16 protein-coding genes are annotated in these 20,892 nt (G+C 55.8%); 2 read left to right on the plus strand and 14 right to left on the minus strand.

Annotated elements, in window-relative coordinates; all coding sequences use genetic code 11:
* Nucleotides 1-569 precede the first annotated feature (569 nt).
* The gene (gene mngB, locus DD606_RS09980; protein ID WP_129258569.1) at nt 570-3,206 is read right to left on the minus strand and encodes a mannosylglycerate hydrolase; all 2,637 of its coding nucleotides are present in this window, start codon (nt 3,204-3,206) and stop codon (nt 570-572) included.
* A gap of 23 nt (nt 3,207-3,229) precedes the next feature.
* Nucleotides 3,230-5,146 carry a PTS 2-O-a-mannosyl-D-glycerate transporter subunit IIABC gene (gene mngA, locus DD606_RS09985; RefSeq protein ID WP_129258571.1) on the minus strand — a complete coding sequence of 639 codons (1,917 nt, stop codon included), beginning with the start codon at nt 5,144-5,146 and terminating at the stop codon, nt 3,230-3,232.
* A 171-nt stretch (nt 5,147-5,317) separates the two neighbouring features.
* Here mngA and DD606_RS09990 point away from each other — a divergent pair, with 171 nt between their 5' ends.
* Nucleotides 5,318-6,034 carry a GntR family transcriptional regulator gene (locus tag DD606_RS09990; RefSeq protein ID WP_032665443.1) on the plus strand — a complete coding sequence of 239 codons (717 nt, stop codon included), beginning with the start codon at nt 5,318-5,320 and terminating at the stop codon, nt 6,032-6,034.
* An 86-nt stretch (nt 6,035-6,120) separates the two neighbouring features.
* Here the strand turns inward: DD606_RS09990 and sucD are convergent, their stop codons facing one another.
* The 8 genes from sucD to sdhC all read right to left on the minus strand — a co-directional run bounded on the left by sucD (nt 6,121) and on the right by sdhC (nt 15,757).
* Complete coding sequence (gene sucD, locus DD606_RS09995; protein WP_003858609.1) at nt 6,121-6,990, minus strand: succinate--CoA ligase subunit alpha; 870 nt, start codon at nt 6,988-6,990, stop codon at nt 6,121-6,123.
* Complete coding sequence (sucC, locus tag DD606_RS10000; protein WP_003858611.1) at nt 6,990-8,156, minus strand: ADP-forming succinate--CoA ligase subunit beta; 1,167 nt, start codon at nt 8,154-8,156, stop codon at nt 6,990-6,992. Before sucC ends, sucD begins: the two co-directional genes overlap by 1 nt.
* Nucleotides 8,157-8,241: 85 nt before the next feature.
* Nucleotides 8,242-9,468 carry a 2-oxoglutarate dehydrogenase complex dihydrolipoyllysine-residue succinyltransferase gene (gene odhB / locus DD606_RS10005; RefSeq protein WP_003858613.1) on the minus strand — a complete coding sequence of 409 codons (1,227 nt, stop codon included), beginning with the start codon at nt 9,466-9,468 and terminating at the stop codon, nt 8,242-8,244.
* Nucleotides 9,469-9,482: 14 nt separating this feature from the next.
* Nucleotides 9,483-12,290 carry a 2-oxoglutarate dehydrogenase E1 component gene (sucA, locus tag DD606_RS10010; RefSeq protein WP_003858615.1) on the minus strand — a complete coding sequence of 936 codons (2,808 nt, stop codon included), beginning with the start codon at nt 12,288-12,290 and terminating at the stop codon, nt 9,483-9,485.
* 223 nt (nt 12,291-12,513) lie between these two features.
* On the minus strand, nt 12,514-13,230 hold the full coding sequence (sdhB, locus tag DD606_RS10015) for a succinate dehydrogenase iron-sulfur subunit SdhB (RefSeq protein ID WP_003858617.1): 717 nt from the start codon (nt 13,228-13,230) through the stop codon (nt 12,514-12,516).
* 15 nt (nt 13,231-13,245) lie between these two features.
* A complete protein-coding gene (gene sdhA / locus DD606_RS10020) occupies nt 13,246-15,012 on the minus strand; it encodes a succinate dehydrogenase flavoprotein subunit (protein ID WP_003858619.1) in 1,767 nt (588 codons plus the stop codon).
* Nucleotides 15,012-15,359 (minus strand): succinate dehydrogenase membrane anchor subunit, encoded by a 348-nt coding sequence (gene sdhD, locus DD606_RS10025; protein WP_003858621.1) that lies wholly within the window; start codon nt 15,357-15,359, stop codon nt 15,012-15,014. Before sdhD ends, sdhA begins: the two co-directional genes overlap by 1 nt.
* A complete protein-coding gene (sdhC, locus tag DD606_RS10030; RefSeq protein ID WP_026080740.1) occupies nt 15,353-15,757 on the minus strand; it encodes a succinate dehydrogenase cytochrome b556 subunit in 405 nt (134 codons plus the stop codon). Before sdhC ends, sdhD begins: the two co-directional genes overlap by 7 nt.
* Nucleotides 15,758-16,396: 639 nt before the next feature.
* Between sdhC and DD606_RS10035 the strand changes: the two genes are divergently transcribed.
* Nucleotides 16,397-17,680, plus strand: a complete 1,284-nt coding sequence (locus tag DD606_RS10035) for a citrate synthase (RefSeq protein WP_003858624.1) — start codon at nt 16,397-16,399, stop codon at nt 17,678-17,680.
* An 85-nt stretch (nt 17,681-17,765) separates the two neighbouring features.
* On the opposite strand, the gene nei is transcribed toward DD606_RS10035, so the two are convergent.
* From nei to pxpB, 4 genes are read right to left on the minus strand one after another with little or no spacing between them, the layout of a single operon-like run.
* Entirely contained in the window at nt 17,766-18,557 is a 792-nt protein-coding gene (gene nei / locus DD606_RS10040; RefSeq protein WP_045332353.1) for an endonuclease VIII, read from the minus strand.
* Between the two features lie 18 nt (nt 18,558-18,575).
* A complete protein-coding gene (gene pxpA, locus DD606_RS10045) occupies nt 18,576-19,316 on the minus strand; it encodes a 5-oxoprolinase subunit PxpA (protein ID WP_003858628.1) in 741 nt (246 codons plus the stop codon).
* Nucleotides 19,303-20,235 carry a 5-oxoprolinase subunit PxpC gene (gene pxpC / locus DD606_RS10050; protein WP_129258573.1) on the minus strand — a complete coding sequence of 311 codons (933 nt, stop codon included), beginning with the start codon at nt 20,233-20,235 and terminating at the stop codon, nt 19,303-19,305. The genes pxpA and pxpC overlap by 14 nt, the downstream gene beginning before the upstream one ends.
* Nucleotides 20,229-20,885 (minus strand): 5-oxoprolinase subunit PxpB, encoded by a 657-nt coding sequence (pxpB, locus tag DD606_RS10055; protein WP_003858633.1) that lies wholly within the window; start codon nt 20,883-20,885, stop codon nt 20,229-20,231. Before pxpB ends, pxpC begins: the two co-directional genes overlap by 7 nt.
* Nucleotides 20,886-20,892 lie beyond the last annotated feature (7 nt).

Consider the following 20,892-nt stretch of genomic DNA (forward strand, 5'->3'; position numbering starts at 1 on the left):
CTCTACATGAGGAAAAAGCAATGATGAAAGGTTACAAATACGTTAAGAAAAAACCAAATTGATCCCGTAAATATAATACGCTGCAAAACCCTTACAATAAACAGGTTTTTATTCAAACAGATTTACGTTTTTCGACGGCGATCAATTTATAGCAAAATTACCACTTTTCGGCCATTTTGATCGGGAACAATTTAACGCCTTTTTGAGCCTTTTTCCAAGGATTAAACATTGATTTAAATCAAAAATGGCCAGAGCTGTTAATGATGTTTCTTTGTGGTGCGGATAGTAAAAACCTTGTTAATGATATGTACATTTAAAGGCGTTGATGGTTATAAAAGCCAGAGGATAATATAAACAGTTGTGATTTTTATTAACGCGCGTGAAAAAACGCATTTTGCCGGAAGATAAACATATAATGTTATCTGCTTCACAGTATTTTTCTTTCGCTTTGCTACCTGCCGAAACGATTACATTTTATTCACTTTTAATAATCTTAAAATTAACACCCTTTCGTGACTATTTGATGAAATAAAGGCCGCAGGAATGCGGCCTTTATTTTATTTTGAGGATTACCTTTCAATTTTCATGCTGAAGGTACGTGACTGGCCTGGCCGGAAAGACCCCGTAATGGCTGAGCCCTCTTCCCCTTGCGCCTTGTACACCTCATTCATGTCCGTTTCGCAGCAGGCCTGGACCTCACGGTTCACAGACAAAGCCACGTCACAGGAGCGGGTCTCCGAAGGGTTGTACAGACGAAGAATCATCTCGTCACGATCCTCCGCTTTTTTCAGCACACTGAGTACGCATCCGTTAGGGGGCAGCGTTAGCAGGCTATAGCTACAGGGGGTGGTGAAAGAGGCGCGGTTAAGCTTCATCGCATCCCACGGAATTTTGTTATAACAGTGCACTGGCGTTAACCACGACTTCGCCTGCTGCGCAACGCCAGCACTGACGGGCAAACCATTAAAACTGAACAGGCTAAAGCGACAGGTTAACTGGCCCCGCATCTGCGAATCAGGCACCGGCATTTTGATCCCGGACGGTCTGCCGGGGCGCAGCAGTAAATCTTCCTTCCCAAGCACCCCCACGCCGCGAAGCAACGTCAGGGCAAACGTTTTTTGACGCTCGCCAGTCACTTCAAATTCGCGTAACCCTTCGGTAAACAGCGCCATCCCGTTACGCCGTTCCTGGAGCACCGCGTAGTTAAGCAGATTCCACACAGGCAGCGGCGCTTCCTTCCAGCCCTCCTCCTGCCAGTTCGCCATCGCTTCATCCTGTACAGGTCGCGTCAGCGAACCGAACTGGGTATCAGCTAACACCGTGTCTGCGGTGAAGGGCGTCGGGATCAACACCCGAACACGGTGGTCATCCGCGTGATTTCCGAGACGCGCCTCAATGTCGATACGTCGGCTGTTATGGCTGAGCGTGACCGTGAGCTCTGCCTCAAGCGTTCCCGTCTGCTGACGCGCAGAACGTTCAGCGAGATCCGCCGGCACCGCCATGCGATGGCGGATCACCGCCCTGCTCTGCCAGACCTCGTGGATCACGTCAACCTCATGCTCGCCCTGCGCGGAAGTGAGTCTCCACTCTTCCCGTGAAGGCGAGTAGTCGTACTCATCGCCATCATCCGAGCTCTCTTCTATTTCCAGCGCGCGGTCATAGATAAGCCCGGACGCTTTATCGAGCAGACGCAGGGTGCCGTCGTCGTTTAACGTTATTTCCCAGAAAGCATTTTCCAGTAATGCCTCCGACGTTGTTTCTGGCGCCAGCAGCTTGCCAGCCACGTGCGGCTCGATATAGAGCGTGCGGTAACCCATTGATGGCAGGATCTGGTTGAGCTGGATATCAAACTCCATAAAGGGATCGTAGTTGCCGTAATGCACAATCTGCCGGTCTATTAAGCCGGGGTCGATTTCACGCGCGCTGCGCAGGCAGTAAGGGATTTCATTCCCCCTATCGTCCAGCAGGCGGAACTGGCTGGCGCGCAGGCGTATCGTAGTGTTAATCACTTCCTCACGCGGCCAGGGCGTGAGGTTAAACATCACCAGTTTGTCTTCCTCGCACTGCGGCATGTTGTCGACAATCTTGCGCATATAGAAGCATGTCAGGTTATCGGCCATGTCTTCCGCCAGCTCGAAGCGTGACATCACCTCACGATGCACTTTGTCACTACAGCAGCAGCCGATACTGTCATGGGCGTGATTCTTGAGGATCTCTTTCCACATTTTTTCCAGCAAGCCGTGGTGATACTCAAAGCCCAGCGTCCAGGCAAGCGTGGCCAGCGGCTCAAGGACATTGACGATTTTATGCTCTATCCGGGCGTGGGCGATTTTGATGTCCATTCGCGTGGAGCCTATTGTCCGGTGCACCCGCATATATTTACCGTCAATAAACTCCCCTTTCAGCGTCGCCAGTTCATCGCGGTGCTCGTCAATGTGGTCAAACACCTCCTCGAAGCGGCTCATCACAAACTGACGCTGCGGATAGATTTCGCGCAGCTTATCCATCACCGCAAAGATGTTCTGCTGGAGCGGCATCTGATCATGGCCGTTAGGCAGCAAAATTTCTTTCGTCACGGAGGCTTTTTCCAGCACCTCGAAGTACGTGTCGAGCCGTTTGCGCAGCCCGGCCTCATCCTCCGGTAAGTACTTACCAATCGCGTAGCCCAGCGGTAGCACCTGTGCCGTCACTTCACTGCCGTCCTGACTTTGCCAGAGAAATTCGGTTTTATCGGTACCATGCCGCTCGGAACACCCGCGCCAGAACATGGTGCGCGTGATGCCAAAACCGTTGTAAATGTGTGGCAGCTGGGAAGACATGCCGAAGGAGTCCGGCAGATAGCCAATTTTCATCGGCTCGCCAAAGGCCAGACAGTCGCGAATGCCGTACATCAGATTTCGGACAATCGACTCGCCGGAGACAAGGGTGGTGTCCGTCTGGGTATACCACGGCCCGATAATCAGCTTCCCGGCCGCCACCAGCGCCTTCACGCGTGGCCTGTTTTCCGGTTTCACGGCAAAATAATCTTCCAGCACCGCCGTCTGGCCGTCGAGAACGTAGTATTTATACTCTGCGTCCTGCTCAAGACGGGTAAGGATCTCTTCCATATTATTGACCAGAAGAATACGTGACGCTTCGGTGGTGAAGTACCACTCCCGGTCCCAGTGCATATGTGGCGTGATATGAACGCGTGATACAGCTTTCATCTTCGTTTCCTGTCAGTGCGTGTTTAGGATGTTATGTCTTCAGTCACGTAGGTGCCGCTCTTCACGGCCTGGCGTCGCCAGAGGAGTAAAATGAGCGTAGAGATTGCGGCGCCAATCAGCGCGGCGCCAAACCAGCCGGCAGCGGCCATCACGCCACCCAGCCCGGCATCATGCAGTAAGAAGAGAGAGAAAATGCCCGCGCCCGGGGTGGATAGCCCAATCCCCATCGCCCCGACAATCGCTCCGGTCGCCATTGACCCCAGAACAAATGAGCCGATGACCCGCAACGGATCCTCGATAGCCATCGGAATTGCTCCTTCGGTGATGCCCGCCAGCCCCAGCAGCCAGGTAGACTTGCCGGTTTCAATTTCGAACTGTTTGAACAGGTTCGGAGCCAGCATCGTTGATGCCGTCACGGTAAAGGCCGATACCATTTTGACGGAGGCAAAAATCGCATAAGGCCCGTATACGCCATTGGCCATCGCCCCCAGACAGAACGCGTAAGAGGCTTTGTTGACCGGACCGCCCAGATCGAACGAGCACATAAAGCCCAGGATCGCCCCCAGCAGCAGCGCGTTCGCGCCGGACAGACCGTTAAGCCAGGCGGTGAGGGCGTTATTGATCCAGGCCACCGGTTCGCCGATCACAAACAGCATCAGGCTGCCTGCGCCCAGCACGCCAATCACCGGATAAAGATAAAAGGTCAGAAAGCCGTTGTAGCGGCTACTCAGCCGGATGTGGTTTTTCACCCAGCGCATCAGGTAGCCCGCAATCAGCCCGCCGACGATGGCCCCCAGAAAGCCGGAGCCGATCATATTGGCGGCAAGACCCGCCGCAAAGCCTGGCGTTAGCGCAGGTTTATCCGCCAGCGAGTAAGCGGTGTAGGCCGCCAGAACAGGCACCATCAGAATACCGAGCATCCCGCCGCCCAGTTTGCGGTACATCCACAGCCACGAATTTTCCTGATCGAACAGATGCTGCAAGCCCAGGATTTGCGCCAGCAGTACCGACACGGCCAGCACCGTGCCGCCAGCGACAATCAGCGGCACCGCAAAGGAGATACCGCTGAGGAGCGCCTGCTTGAGTTCGGTTTTAACGCACTTTTTCGCGTCCGTGTCGACGTGCGCAGGACGCGCATCGGATACAGGCTGTAGCGCCAGCGCACGCTCAATGAGCGCTTCCGCATGGCGCAAGGGTTCCGCGACGGGCACGGAAATGGCAGGGATCCCCTGAAAACGCTCGCGCTCTTTAATCGCCACTTCCGCCGCGAAGATACACGCTTTTGCCTCCTGCAACTGCTGCGCGGTGATGCGCCCCTCAATACCGTTTGCCCCCTGCTTTTCGACCACTACATTGACGCCGAGCTTACGTCCCGCTTTTTCGAGATATTCCGCTGCCATGTAGGTATGGGCGATCCCGGCCGGACAGGCGGTAACGCAGACGATCGTCGGGGCATTCTCCGCAACGGCGGTTTCTTGCGCCTCAGGCGCCGTTTCCAGCGCAGCAAGCACCGCTTCCGCGCTGGTCGCCGTCATTACGCGCGCCCTGAGATCGTCATCCGCCAGGCGGGACGTCAGTTCCGTCAGCACCTGAATATGCGTTGATCCCGCTTGTGCGGGAGGAATGGCGAGCAAAAAAATCAGCTCGACCTCCTCCGGTCCGTCCACACCTTCCCAGGCCAGCGGCTCGCACAGTGTGGCCACGGCAAAAGCCGCTTCCTTTACCGCCGCTGATTTACCATGGGGTACGGCCAGTCCCTCGCCCAGCGCCGTCGGGCCAAGCGATTCCCGATGGAAAACCTCTGCCAGAAACGTATCGGCGTCGGCTATTTTGCCCAACGCCACCAGCCGCGTCGCAAGCTGGCGGATTGCCTCATCACGGCTGGTAAACTGCGCCTGCACGCAGACAGCACGGGGGTCGCTCAGAGTCGTCAGGTTCATAAAGATCCTCACCTATCCAAAGTTTTTGTCTGGGGAGGATTGTGGCAGAGCCAATAAGACATTTATGTGATCATTTTCACTAACACCTAAATTTGTATCTTATTTGTATTATTTACAAATCCGACACTGAAGGCATAATTCCCTGAAAAGGTATTAAATAGGCGTGACCCAATGGGCAATAAACCGATGTACCGGCAGATCGCCGATGCGTTCCGCGAGAAAATTAATGCCGGTGAGTTAAAACCTGGCGATGCGCTGCCGACAGAATCCAGCCTTCAGGAGGCGTTTAGCGTCAGCCGTGTCACCGTGCGGCAGGCGTTGAAGCTGCTCGCCGACGAGCAGATCATCGAAAGTATTCAGGGCAGCGGCTCGTATGTAAAAGAGGAGCGGGTGAATTACGATATTTATCAGCTCACCGGCTTTTACGAAAAGTTAGCGGATCGCAACGTCGATACGCACAGCGACGTCAGCGTCTTCGAAGTGGTGAAAGCCGATGAGCGGCTCGCGGCAAAACTGGCGCTCAATCCAAATGATAAGGTCTGGCACGTCAAGCGCGTACGCTTCATCAGGGAAAAGCCGGTGAATCTGGAAGAGACATGGATGCCGCTGGCGATGTTCCCCGACCTCACCTGGGAAGTGATGGAACAGTCGAAATACCATTACATTGAGCAGATCAAAAAGATGGTTATCGATCGCAGCGAGCAGGAGCTGGTGCCAGTCATGCCATCGGACGAGGCGATTGCCGCCCTGGCGCTCGATCCGGCAAAACCGATTCTGGAAAAAGTCTCCCGTGGCTTTCTGAAAGACGGCCGGATATTTGAATACAGTCGCAACGTGTTTAACTCCGACGACTATAAATTCACTCTGGTGGCTAAACGCAGACAATAAAAAAAGGCCGCTTTACAGCGGCCAACCATGTCGAAACGGACATTTTTTTATACTTCAACGCGCCCCATACGGGGAGCAGAGAGGACTTACTTAATGATGGATTTCAGTGCTTCACCGATATCCGCCAGGCTGCGAACGGTTTTCACGCCTGCGGCTTCCAGTGCTGCGAATTTCTCATCAGCCGTACCTTTACCGCCTGCGATAATCGCGCCCGCGTGACCCATACGTTTGCCTTTCGGCGCGGTCACACCCGCGATGTAACCCACCACCGGCTTGGTCACATGATCTTTGATGTAAGCAGCCGCTTCTTCTTCCGCGCTACCACCGATCTCACCGATCATCACGATCGCTTCGGTCTGTGGATCTTCCTGGAACAGCTTCAGGATGTCGATGAAGTTAGAGCCCGGGATCGGGTCACCGCCGATGCCCACGCAGGTGGACTGGCCGAAACCGTAGTCGGTGGTCTGCTTAACCGCTTCATAGGTCAGGGTACCGGAACGGGACACAATGCCCACTTTGCCTGGGCGATGAATGTGGCCCGGCATGATGCCGATTTTGCATTCGCCCGGGGTGATAACGCCTGGGCAGTTCGGGCCGATCATGCGCACGCCTGCTTCGTCCAGCTTCACCTTCACGGTCAGCATATCCAGCGTCGGGATACCTTCGGTGATGGTGATGATCAGCTTAATGCCTGCGTCGATCGCTTCCAGAATAGAGTCTTTGCAGAACGGCGCCGGAACGTAGATCACGGTCGCGGTTGCGCCCGTCGCTTCTACGGCTTCACGCACGGTGTTGAACACCGGCAGGCCCAGGTGGGTGGTGCCGCCTTTACCTGGCGTTACGCCGCCTACCATCTGCGTACCGTAGGCAATTGCCTGTTCGGAGTGGAAAGTCCCCTGGCTACCGGTGAAGCCCTGGCAGATAACCTTGGTATCTTTATTAATTAAAACGGACATTATTTCCCCTCCACTGCGGCAACAACCTGCTGAGCTGCATCCGTCAGACTTTTCGCTGCAATAATATTCAGGCCGCTGTCAGCCAGTTTTTTCGCGCCGAGTTCAGCGTTGTTCCCTTCCAGACGTACAACAACCGGAACGTTAACGCCCACTTCTTCTACCGCGCCGATGATACCGTCGGCGATCAGGTCGCAACGTACGATACCGCCGAAGATGTTCACCAGAACCGCTTTCACGTTGCTGTCAGAGAGAATGATTTTGAACGCTTCGGTTACGCGCTCTTTGGTTGCGCCACCGCCCACGTCGAGGAAGTTCGCTGGCTCACCGCCGTGCAGCTTAACGATGTCCATGGTGCCCATTGCCAGGCCCGCACCGTTAACCATGCAGCCGATGTTGCCATCCAGCGCCACGTAGTTCAGTTCCCACTGTGCAGCCTGCGCTTCACGCGGATCTTCCTGAGACTGGTCGCGCATTTCGCGCAGATCGGACTGGCGGAACAGCGCGTTGCCGTCAGCGCCCAGCTTGCCGTCGAGGCAGATCAGGTCGCCCTGGGTGGTGATCACCAGCGGGTTGATCTCGATCAGCGCCAGATCGCGCTCCAGGAAGATGGTCGCCAGACCCATGAAGATCTTGGTGAACTGCTGAACCAGCTTGCCTTCCAGACCCAGTTTGAACGCCAGCTCACGACCCTGGTAAGGCATTGGGCCCGCCAGCGGATCGATAGCCACTTTGTGGATCAGGTGCGGGGTCTCTTCCGCCACTTTTTCGATTTCCACACCGCCTTCGGTAGACGCCATGAACACCACGCGACGGGAGCTACGGTCTACGACTGCGCCGAGGTACAGTTCTTTCGCGATGTCGGTCGCCGCTTCAACCAGGATCTGGTTAACCGGCTGGCCGTTCGCATCTGTCTGGTAGGTTACCAGACGCTTGCCGAGCCAATGTTCAGCAAACGCACGGATCTCTTCTTTGCTCTTAACAACCTTCACACCGCCCGCTTTACCACGGCCACCAGCGTGAACCTGACATTTAACTACCCACGGGCCGGCACCGATTTTAGACGCGGCTTCTTCTGCTTCACGCGGGGTAGTACAGGCATAACCCACCGGAGCCGGTAAGCCATACCGGGCAAACAGCTGTTTGGCCTGATATTCATGTAAGTTCATGTGTTCTATCCATCCTTCAGGTAATCGTTAGGTAGTGCTTTTGTAGGCCCGGCAAGCAACGCGCCGCCGGGCAAGACTGCAAAAACTAGACGTCCAGCAGCAGACGCGTTGGATCTTCCAGCAGCTCTTTAATGGCAACCAGGAAGCCTACGGACTCGCGGCCGTCGATCAGGCGGTGATCGTAAGAGAGCGCCAGGTACATCATCGGCAGGATCTCCACTTTACCGTCTACCGCCATTGGACGATCTTTAATGGCGTGCATACCCAGGATCGCGCTCTGCGGCGGGTTGATGATCGGGGTAGACATCAGCGAGCCGAACACACCGCCGTTGGTAATGGTGAAGTTACCGCCGGTCAGGTCCTCAACGGTCAGCTTGCCGTCGCGGCCTTTCACGGCCAGCTCTTTGATTTTCTTCTCAATGTCAGCCATACCCAGGGTATCTACGTCACGCAGAACCGGGGTCACCAGGCCGCGTGGAGTAGAAACCGCCATGCTGACATCGAAGTAGTTGTGGTAAACCACGTCATCGCCATCGATAGACGCGTTCACTTCCGGGTAGCGTTTCAGCGCTTCAACTACCGCCTTCACGTAGAAGGACATAAAGCCCAGACGGATACCGTGACGTTTTTCAAACGCGTCACCGTACTGCTTGCGCAGGTCCATGATTGGTTTCATGTTGACTTCGTTGAAGGTAGTCAGCATCGCGGTGGAATTTTTCGCTTCCAGCAGACGCTCGGCCACGCGCTTACGCAGGCGGGTCATTGGCACGCGTTTTTCGCTACGTGCGCCCAGAGCTGGCTGTGCCGCTGGTGCTGCCGCAGGGGCTTTCGCTTCCGCTTTCGCCTCAGAAGGCGCTTTTGCCAGATGCTTGTCGATGTCTTCGCGCGTCAGACGGCCACCCACGCCGGTGCCTTTGATGGCTGCCGGATCGAGGCTGTGCTCAGCCAGCAGGCGACGGATCGCCGGGCTGAGCGCGTCGTTGGTCTGATCGGACAGAGACGCCTGCTGGCGCTGGGCCGGGGTAGACGCTTTTTCTTCAGATTTGGCGCTGGACTCTTTGCCCGCGCTGTTACCTTCACGCAGGCGACCCAGGATCTGGCGAGAAGTGACGGTCGTACCTTCATCTTCCAGGACTGCATCCAGAATGCCATCCGCTGAAGCCGGTACTTCCAGTACCACTTTGTCAGTTTCGATTTCTACCAGCACTTCGTCACGGGTTACCGCGTCGCCTGGTTTTTTGTGCCAGGTGGCGACGGTTGCATCTGCTACGGACTCAGGCAGGTCGGGAACAAGAATATCTACGCTACTCATTATGTATCCTTTAATTAATCGACGTTCAGCGCGTCATTGACCAGATCTTGTTGCTGCTTCTGGTGAACGGACATATACCCTACCGCCGGAGAGGCGGAGGCCGGGCGACCTGCATAACGCAGGGCAGACCCAAATGGAATCACTTCACGGAAATGATGCTGGCTGCAATACCATGCGCCCTGGTTGAGCGGCTCTTCCTGGCACCAGACAAAATCATGAACGTGAGCGTACTGTTTCAGCACTTCCTGCATCGCCTGATGCGGGAACGGATAAAGCTGCTCGATACGCACGATGGCGACATCTTTCTGATCGTTCTTACGGCGCTGTTCCAGCAGGTCGTAATAAACCTTACCAGAACACATTACGACACGCTTAACGGCCTGCGGATCCAGCTCGTCAATTTCACCGATGGCCGGCAGGAAGGTGCCGTTTGCCAGCTCTTCCAGGCTGGAGACCGCCAGTGGATGGCGCAGCAGGGATTTTGGCGACATGACTACCAGCGGACGGCGCATACCGCGCAGCGCCTGACGACGCAGCATGTGGTAAACCTGAGCTGGGGTCGACGGCACGCAAACCTGCATGTTCTGCTCGGCGCAGAGTTGCAGATAACGCTCCAGACGCGCGGAGGAGTGCTCCGGCCCTTGTCCTTCATAGCCGTGCGGCAGCAGCATCACCAGACCGCACATACGGCCCCACTTCTGCTCACCGGAGGAGATGAACTGGTCGATAACCACCTGCGCACCGTTGGCGAAGTCACCGAACTGCGCTTCCCAGATTGTCAGGGTGCGGGGTTCTGCGGTGGCATAGCCGTATTCGAAGGCCAGAACCGCTTCTTCTGACAGCACGGAGTCCCAGACCTTGAACTGGCCCTGACCGTTATGCACGTGCTGAAGCGGAGTATACGTTGAACCATTAGACTGGTTGTGTACAACCGCATGACGGTGGAAGAAGGTGCCACGACCCGCATCTTCACCGGACAGACGAACCGGAATACCTTCGTCAACCAGCGTCGCATAGGCCAGCGTTTCCGCGCCGCCCCAGTCGAACAGCTTCTCACCCGCCGCCATTGCCTGGCGATCGCCATAGATCTTGGCCACGCGGGACTGCATCTCGATCGCTTCCGGCACGGTGCTGATGCGTTTAGCCAGCTCCTGCAAACGCTTCATCTCAACCTTGTTCGGGTAGCTCTCGTCCCACTCGTGGTTGAGGTACGGCGACCAGGTAAAGGAGTGCATGTTCATTGGACGCAGCTCTTTCACTACGCATTCACCCGCGTCCAGCGCGTCGCGGTAGAGGTTGACCATTTCGGTCGCATCTTCCAGCGTCGCCACTTTTTCGCTTTCCAGCTTGTCAGCATAGATTTTACGCGGCGTCGGATGTTTTTTGATTTTCTGGTACATCAGCGGCTGGGTTGCACTTGGCTCATCCGCTTCGTTGTGGCCGTGACGGCGGTAGCAGAAGAGGTCAATGAACACGTCGCGCTTGAAGGTGTTACGGAAGTCCAGCGCCAGACGGGTAACGAAAGCAACGGCTTCAGGGTCATCCGCGTTAACGTGGAAAATTGGCGCCTGAACCATTTTACCGATGTCGGTGCAGTACGGGGTGGAACGCGCATCCAGCGGGTTAGAGGTGGTGAAGCCCACCTGGTTGTTGATTACGATGCGAACGGTACCGCCCACTTCATAACCACGCGCTTTCGACATGTTCAGGGTTTCCTGAACCACGCCCTGCCCCGTGACCGCCGCATCACCGTGAATGGTGATTGGCAGCACTTTATTGCTGCTCGGCTCGTCCAGACGATCCAGACGCGCACGCACGGAACCGATAACCACCGGGCTAACGATTTCCAGGTGCGACGGGTTAAATGCCAGCGCCAGGTGAACCTGACCGCCCTCGGTTTCGATATCAGACGAGAAGCCCATATGGTACTTCACGTCACCGGTGCCGAGGTGCTCTTTATGTTTACCCGCAAATTCGTCGAACAGATCCTGCGGCTTTTTACCCAGCACGTTAACCAGCACGTTAAGGCGTCCACGGTGCGCCATGCCCAGCACCACTTCGCGCGTACCGCTCTTACCGGCATGACGAATCAGCTCTTTCAGCATCGGGACTAACGCATCGCCGCCCTCCAGTGAGAAGCGTTTTGCGCCAGGGAATTTCGCGCCCAGATAGCGCTCAAGGCCTTCCGCTGCGGTCAGTTCGCTGAGGAAACGTTTTTTCTCTTCTGCTGAGAAATTCGCGTGGCCTGCCACGGATTCGATACGCTGCTGGATCCAGCGTTTCTCTTCGGTGGAGGTAATGTGCATATATTCCGCGCCGATGGAGCCGCAGTAGGTTTGCTTGAGCGCGTCAATCAGATCGCCCAGCTTCATCGTGTCTTTGCCGATGGCAAAGGAACCTACGTTAAAGCTTTCCTGGAAATCGGCCTCGGTCAGATCGTGATAAGCCGGATCGAGATCCGCTACACGTTCCTGCTGCCACAGTCCCAGCGGATCGAGATTCGCATGCTGGTGACCACGGAAGCGATAAGCGTTGATAAGTTGCAGGACTTTTACCTGCTTCGCATTGGTGTCAGGGTCGGAAATCGCAGAAGAGTAACGTGAGGCATCCTTCGCCAGACGACGGAAATAATCACGTGTTTTTGAATGGAATTGATCCGGTTTGACCCCTGTACCAGGCAACTGCTGGAACATGGAACGCCAGTTTGCGTCCACTGAGTCAGGATCGGTTAAGAAGTCTTCATAGAGCTGTTCTATCCAGCTCTGGTTTGAACCAGAGAGGTAAGAAGAGTCCAGCCAGGCTTTCATTGCGCCGTTCTGCATCGTGATCCCTTAAGCATTTTTATGCTTACTTTCGCCGTAGAAACTACCACGCACACCACGTGTACGTGCCGGGGTTCACCTGCGAGCTCTTTTCATTTGGCCCGCGAAGGAACCTTTAGAAACTGTCTAAACTTCAGGGCAGTTTTTAAAGGTTTCTGCAATCTGTCCCCTCTCCCTTTGGGAGAGGGTTAGGGTGAGGGGAACAGCGCTCCCCTCTCACTACTTACGCACTGCGCTGCAACAACATCGACTTAATATGGCCGATGGCGCGCGTTGGGTTCAGCCCCTTAGGACACACACTGACGCAGTTCATGATGCTATGGCAGCGGAATACGCTGAAAGCGTCACTTAGCCCTTCCAGACGATTCTCGGTTTCGGTATCGCGGCTGTCGATCAGGAAGCGATAGGCAGCCAGCAGACCCGCAGGGCCGATAAATTTATCCGGATTCCACCAGAACGACGGGCATGACGTTGAACAGCATGCACAGAGAATACACTCGTACAACCCATCGAGTTTTTCACGCTGCTCAGGAGACTGTAAGTGCTCGCGAGCGGGTGGATTTTGCCCATTATTCAATAAGTAAGGCTTAATCTTCTCATATTGTGCATAGAATTGCCCCATGTCCACCACCAAATCACGCACGACCGGCAGGCCAGGCAGAGGACGGATAACAATTTTCTGGCCAGGGCGGTTTAGCGCAGAAATTGGCGTGATGCAGGCCAGGCCATTTTTGCCGTTCATGTTCACACCGTCAGAACCACACACCCCTTCACGGCAGGAGCGGCGGAACGACAGCGTAGGATCTTTCTCTTTCAGCTGGATTAAGGCATCCAGCAGCATCATGTCGCGACCTTCTTCCGCTTCGAGGGTGTAATCCTGCATACGCGGAGCATCGTCTACATCCGGGTTATAACGATAAACTGAGAATTCGAGTTTCATTATCCTGTCTCCGCATTAGTAAGTACGAATCTTCGGCGGGAACGCCGGACGCAGTTTCGGTTCCATATTAACGCTACGACGCGTCATGGTTTCCGACTCTGGCAGATACAGGGAATGGCACAGCCAGTTTTCGTCATCACGATCCGGGAAGTCGAAGCGGCTATGGGCGCCACGGCTTTCGGTACGGAAGTTTGCCGACATCGCAGTGGCGAACGCGGTTTCCATCAGGTTATCCAGCTCAAGGCACTCAACGCGCTGGGTGTTGAACTCGCTGGAGGTATCGTCCAGACGGGCATTCTTCAGACGCTCGCGAATCGCTTTCAGCTGCTCAAGCCCTTTGGCCATCGCGTCACCTTCACGGAATACCGAGAAGTTGTGCTGCATACACTCTTGCAGCGCTTTACGAATTTCCACCGGATCTTCGCCGTTACGGTTGCCGTTCCAGCGGTTGAGGCGCTCAAGAGAGGCATCAATTTCGTCGTCGGTCGCATCACGCAGCGCGCCCTGCTCGGCAATAGATTCCTGGAGATGCAGCCCCACCGCACGACCAAATACCACCAGGTCCAGCAGGGAGTTGCCGCCCAGACGGTTTGCGCCGTGCACGGATACGCAGGCTATTTCGCCTACCGCGAACAGGCCTGGGATGACCACGTCTTCGCCCTGCTCGTTCACGGTCAGCGCCTGACCGGTCACTTTGGTCGGAATACCGCCCATCATGTAGTGACAGGTTGGGATAACCGGAATTGGCTCTTTCACCGGGTCGACGTGCGCGAAGGTGCGGGACAGCTCCAGAATGCCCGGCAGACGGGATTCCAGCACTTCTTTACCCAGATGGTCGAGTTTCAGCTTCGCGTGTGGACCCCAAGGGCCGTCACAGCCGCGGCCTTCACGAATTTCGATCATGATGGAACGCGCCACCACGTCACGGCCCGCCAGGTCTTTCGCGTTTGGCGCATAACGCTCCATGAAGCGCTCGCCATGTTTGTTCAGCAGGTAGCCACCTTCACCACGGCAGCCTTCTGTCACCAGTACGCCCGCCCCGGCGATACCGGTTGGGTGGAACTGCCACATCTCCATGTCCTGCACCGGCACGCCCGCGCGGATAGCCATACCGACACCATCACCGGTGTTGATGTGGGCGTTGGTGGTGGACTGGTAAATACGGCCTGCACCGCCGGTCGCCAGCACCGTAGCGCGGGCTTTGAAGTAGACCACTTCACCAGTTTCGATGCACAGGGCGGTACAACCCACCACGGCGCCATCGGCGTTTTTCACCAGATCCAGCGCATACCACTCGGAGAAGATGGTGGTGTGGTTTTTCAGGTTCTGCTGATATAACGTGTGCAGCAGCGCGTGGCCGGTACGGTCAGCCGCCGCTGCGGTACGTGCCGCCTGCTCGCCGCCGAAGTTTTTCGACTGGCCGCCAAACGGACGCTGATAGATGGTGCCATTTTCCAGACGGGAGAACGGCAGACCCATGTGGTCCAGCTCCAGAATCGCTTCCGGGCCGGTTTTACACATATATTCGATGGCATCCTGGTCACCGATGTAATCGGAACCTTTTACCGTATCGTACATGTGCCATTCCCAGTTATCTTCATGGGAATTACCCAGCGCAACGGTGATACCGCCCTGCGCAGACACTGTGTGGGAACGGGTCGGGAATACTTTAGAGAGCAGCGCACAGGTCTGGCCGCTCTGGGAAATTTGCAGTGCGGCGCGCATACCTGCGCCACCCGCACCAATCACAACAGCATCAAATTCTCTGACTGGCAGTTTCATTACACACCCCACACCACAACAAATCCATAAATGACGTAAACCAGCAGAGCAACAACAATAATCAGTTGCAGCGGAAGGCGAATCGCCAGCGGTTTAACGTAATCGGTCAACACCTGCCACATGCCAATCCAGGCATGAATAAGGATGGAGAACAGGGCCAGCAGGGTGAACACTTTGGTGAAGGCCGATCCGAAGAAACCACTCCAGATTTCCCACGTCAGCGTCCCGCTGGTCGCGAAGAAACCGATCATATAGATGATGTAAAGGGTGAGAACGATGGCGGTAGCACGGACCAGGATGAAGTCATGTACGCCGTTGCGTCCTAATGCGGAGGCGTTGCTTACCATACGAGAACTCCTGCGAGAAGTGAAAGCACGACAGTGATCACAAATGAAATGTTAGCGGTACGTTTACCGGCCTCGAACGTCTCTTCCAGGTAGCCAAAGTCCATCAGCATATGGCGAACGCCACCAACCACGTGATAGGCCAGCGCGGTCAGAATGCCCCACATGATAAATTTCACGAAGAAGCTGTTCATGATGGCTGAGGCCTGGAGGAAACCTTCAGGGGATGAGAGGCTGGTTCCCAGTAACCACAGCAAGATACCGACCGCCACAAACGTAATCACACCAGAAACACGGTGCAGAATGGACGCTATTGCTGTTACAGGGAATCGGATCGTTTTGAGATCCAGATTGACAGGTCTTTGTTTTTTCACATTTCTTATCATGAATAACGCCCACATGCTGTTCTTATTGTTTCCTTCCTCCGGACTGCGATGCGGGTCAGACAGCGTTCCTTTTCTATAACTGCGCGTCATGCAAAACATTGCTTCCAAATGCTAAAACGACACGTTACAACGCTGGGTGGCTCGGGATTGCAGGGTGTTCCGGAGACCTGGCGGCAGTATAGGCCGTTCACAAAATCATTACAATTAACCTACATACAGTTTGTTGGGTTTTCTCTGGAACAGTGATCGGGGTCACGATAACAACATCTTTTTAAATTTTAATCATCTGATTTGACAAATGTTAAACAATATTGTTACAAACGTCATCAGAAAAGGCATATAATGCGCAAAAGTTATGAGGTCTCTCTTTCACCTGACAAATAGTTATGTAACAGTGTGATGGTATTGACCGAAGTTATCAGGACAGTTATTAGTGATATACAGGTTTGAATAATTCGGACTGCAAAAACGCTGATTTGCTGTTGTTTCACTGATATTTCATTCGTTTACCTGCAAGGCGCCATAGCTCTGTACCCTGGTTTCTCCTCGTGAGCTGAGCGGTAAGCCAAATAACAATCTGGTAACGATGATTAACAGCTGAAAGCAAATCCGGTAAAGCGCAGTCTTAAGCATAAGGCGCTAAGGAGACCGTAAATGGCTGATACAAAGGCAAAACTCACCCTAAATGGTGATGATGCTATTGAACTGGATGTGCTAAAAGGCACGCTCGGTCAGGATGTTATTGATATCCGTACGCTGGGTTCCAAAGGGGTATTCACCTTTGACCCTGGATTCACCTCCACCGCATCTTGCGAATCCAAAATCACCTACATTGACGGTGACGAAGGTATCCTGCTCCATCGCGGCTTCCCCATCGATCAGTTAGCCACCGAATCCAACTATCTGGAAGTGTGCTACATCCTGCTGAACGGCGAAAAACCGACGCAGGCTCAATACGATGAATTTAAAACCACCGTGACCCGTCACACCATGATCCATGAGCAGATTACCCGTCTGTTCCATGCGTTCCGTCGTGACTCTCATCCGATGGCGGTTATGTGCGGTATTACCGGTGCGCTGGCGGCGTTCTACCACGATTCTCTGGACGTGAATAACCCACGTCACCGTGATATCGCGGCGTTCCGTCTGCTCTCCAAAATGCCTACCATGGCGGCGATGTGTTACAAATACTCTATCGGTCAGCCGTTTGTGTATCCACGCAACGACCTCTCCTACGCGGGTAACTTCCTGCGCATGATGTTCTCCACGCCGTGCGAAGAGTATGAAGTGAACCCGGTGCTGGAACGCGCAATGGACCGTATTCTGATCCTGCACGCTGACCACGAACAGAACGCCTCGACCTCTACCGTCCGTACCGCAGGCTCTTCCGGCGCGAACCCGTTCGCCTGTATCGCTGCGGGTATCGCCTCCCTGTGGGGACCGGCGCACGGCGGCGCGAACGAAGCAGCACTGAAGATGCTGGAAGAGATCAGCTCCGTTGAGCATATTCCTGAGTTCGTGCGCCGCGCGAAAGACAAGAATGACTCCTTCCGTCTGATGGGCTTCGGTCATCGTGTTTACAAAAACTACGACCCTCGCGCGACCGTCATGCGTGAGACCTGCCACGAAGTGCTGAAAGAGCTGGGCACCAAAGATGATCTGCTGGAAGTGGCGATGGAGCTGGAACACATCGCGCTGAACGACCCGTACTTCATCGAGAAGAAACTCTACCCGAACGTCGATTTCTACTCTGGCATTATTCTGAAAGCGATGGGCATTCCGTCTTCCATGTTCACCGTGATCTTCGCCATGGCGCGTACCGTGGGCTGGATTGCGCACTGGAACGAAATGCACAGCGAAGGCATGAAAATCGCCCGTCCTCGTCAGCTGTATACCGGCTACGAGCAGCGTGATTTTAAGTCTGACCTGAAGCGCTAAAAGTTAAGCCCGGTGGCGCTACCGCTTACCGGGCCTACAAATGCGAAACGTAGGCCGGGTAAGGCGTAGCCGCCACCCGGCTTGTTTATTTTTGACAATGTGGACACCAGTAAAAGGGTCTCGAAGAGAGCATAATCCTGTCGATAATCCCGCCGCACCGCTCGCACTTCTTCCCCGCCCGATGAAACACCTTGAACCGGAACAGCGCCCCGTGGTGCTTGTTTTCATCTACGATGCCACGCGTGTTGTACGACAGCCGCGGGATGTCCAGCAGCGCGTGGGACAGCGCCTCCAGCTGTTCATCGCTCAGCTGAGAAGCTTTGTGCTGCGGTGCCAGCCCGACTTCCCAGAGGATCTCCACCCGCAGGTAGTTGCCAAGCCCGGCGAGAAAGGCCTGGTCAAGGAACAGGCCGGAAAACTGCCGGTTGCGGAATGTGGGCGATAGCAGCCGGGCCTTCACATCGCTCGCCGTCAGGCGCATATCCAGAACGTCCGGCCCAACCCGCTGTAAGAACGGGTGCGTGAGCAACTGCTCCGGCGTTAACATTTCGATATCAGAAGCGCTGTAGAGCAGGATCGCCTTATCCGCCGTTTGTAGCCGCACGCGCAGCACGCGGGTCGTTTGCGGCTGCTCGTCCGCCTCCACCACCCGCCAGACGCCGTAAAGCTGATTATGGCTGTATAACGTCAGGTTATGGGAAAAGTGGGTGAGTAACGCTTTGCCGCGCGTTTCAATGTGGGTCACCGTCTGTCCCACCAGCTGCGCTTCAAACGGTTTGAGTTGAGGAAAGGCAAACCAGACGTGTGTCAGAGGTTTACCCTTTATCGCCGCCTCCAGGCTATCCGCCGCGCGGCGGATCTCCGGACCTTCTGGCATGTTATTGTCCTTTCATGATTATTCTGCGCTGACAACAATGCCCTCTTCCGAGAACGCCGCCCGCAGGCGTCGCGCAAACTGGAGCGCATGCTCGCCGTCACCGTGTAAGCACACCGTATCAGCCTGAACGTTTGCCGTTGTCCCCTCCGTTGAGGTTACTCGCCCGAAGCGCACCATCTCCAGCGTCTGCGCCAGCGCTTTACCTTCGTCGGTGATCAGCGCACCGGCCCGCGTGCGCGGAACCAGGCTGCCGTCCGGCAGGTATCCCCGATCGGCAAACACTTCCTGCCGCGTGCTCAGCCCCAGCCGTTCGCCGGCACGAATAAGCTCGCTGCCCGCCAGGCCCACCAGCACCAGACGCGGATTGCAGTCCCGCACCGCGCGGGCAATGGCATCCGCCAGCACCGGATCTTTCGCCGCCTGGTTATAGAGCATGCCGTGCGGCTTGACGTGGCGCAACACGCCATTCTCAGCGCGCACTATCGCCTCCAGCGCGCCGATCTGGTAGAGCATTTGCGCGTAAACCGTCTCAGGCGGCAGATCCATCGCCGTGCGGCCAAAGTTTTCCCGGTCCGGAAAGCTGGGGTGAGCGCCTATCGCCACGCCGTTTTTCATGGCATTGCGCACGCTCGCCAGCATGGTCTGCGCATCGCCGGCATGAAACCCGCAGGCGATATTCACCGAGGAGACCAGCGTCATCAGCGCCGCATCGGCGCTGCTGCCCTCTCCCAAATCGGCGTTTAAATCAATCTTTACCATCGAGCCTCCACGCCAGCTGTTCGAGATAACGCTGCTGATCCTGCCGGGCTTTCAGTGCCTCCTCCAGCGAACACTGCACAAAATGAATTGGCTGACCGAGAGGAATTTGCGCCAGATGGTAGCGATCCGCTTCGATAATGCAGGCAATACGCGGATATCCTCCCGTGGTTTGCGCATCGTTCATCAGTACAATGGGCTGTCCGTTGCCTGGCACCTGAATCACCCCCGGCAACAGACCATGGGAAAGCAGCTCCCGGTCAGTCGTGCGGGTCAGCGGCTGTCCCTGAAGCCGGTAACCCATGCGGTTACTCTGCGGGCTGATCTTCCACGGCGAGCGCCAGAAAGACTCTTTCGCGGCTTCATCAAACTCCTGGTATTCCGGTCCTGGTAAGGCGCGGATCACGTTCCCCCACAGCAGCTGTTTCACGCCCTGCGTGGTGGTGAAATGGCGCGTTGAGGTCTTTATTCGCAGACGATCGCCGTCGCGCAGCAGCCGTCCTTCATGGCCGCCCATTCCCGCTTTCTGGTCGGTGCTGGATGAGCCCAGCACCTCCGGCACGTCGATCCCCCCCGCTACCGCAAGATAGCTGCGCACGCCGTGCAGAGGACGCTTGAGCGTCAGACGCTGCCCGGCCTTCGCCCGCAGGCGCCAGCCGGTCCACACCGCTTTGCCGTCCAGCGTTGCGTCACAGCCCGCGCCGGTTAAGGCAAACCAGGTTTCCTGACCAAACTCAATCACGCACTGACCCAGCGTAATTTCTAACACCGCCGTGCTGCCTGCGTTACCTACCAGCAGGTTGGCAATTTCCAGCGAGGGACGATCAAGCGCACCGCAGTAGCTCACGCCCGACTGACGCAGCCCAAAACGCCCGGCATCCTGTACCGAGGTGTAAAGCCCTGCGCGAATAAGCGTTAACATACTCCCTCCTTCTGCGGGATAAAGCGCAGCGTATCCCCCGGCCGCAGGAGTATGGGCGCGTCCTGGCCTGGTTCAAATAACGGCGTGGACGTGTGCCCAATCAGCTGCCAGCCTCCCGGTGAAGCGAGCGGATAAATTCCCGTTTGCTCGCCACCAATCGCCACGCTGCCCGCCGGTACGCTCAGGCGCGGCTCAGCCCGGCGCGGCGTATGCAGCTGGGGCGATAACCCGCCCAGATAGGGGAAACCCGGCTGAAATCCCAAAAACCAGACAACATAGTCGACTGAGCTATGCAGCTCCACAACCTGCTTCTCCGTTAATCCACAGTGCTCGGCCACCACGCCAAGGTCGGGGCCTCCCTTGCCGCCATAGACAACCGGGATCTCAATCGTCCGCGATTCCGGCTCCAGCGCCTCGCTCTCCTCCCACCAGCGTTGCAGACGCTCAATGGCATCCAGCGCCCCCGTGTGCGGATCACGCAGCACCACGGTGATATTATTCATACCCGGAATAGCTTCAACCACGCCGGGTAGCTCGGGCAGTCGCTGAGCCAGACGCCAGATACGCTTTTGCGTGGCAAGCGTCACCGGAGGCTCAAGTTCCAGAACCACTGCGGTTTCACCCAGAAGATAACAACGCGCTCGCTGCACTTAACTA

It is taken from the genome of Enterobacter cloacae complex sp. GF14B, assembly GCF_004136805.1.
Lineage (GTDB): Bacteria > Pseudomonadota > Gammaproteobacteria > Enterobacterales > Enterobacteriaceae > Enterobacter > Enterobacter hormaechei_C.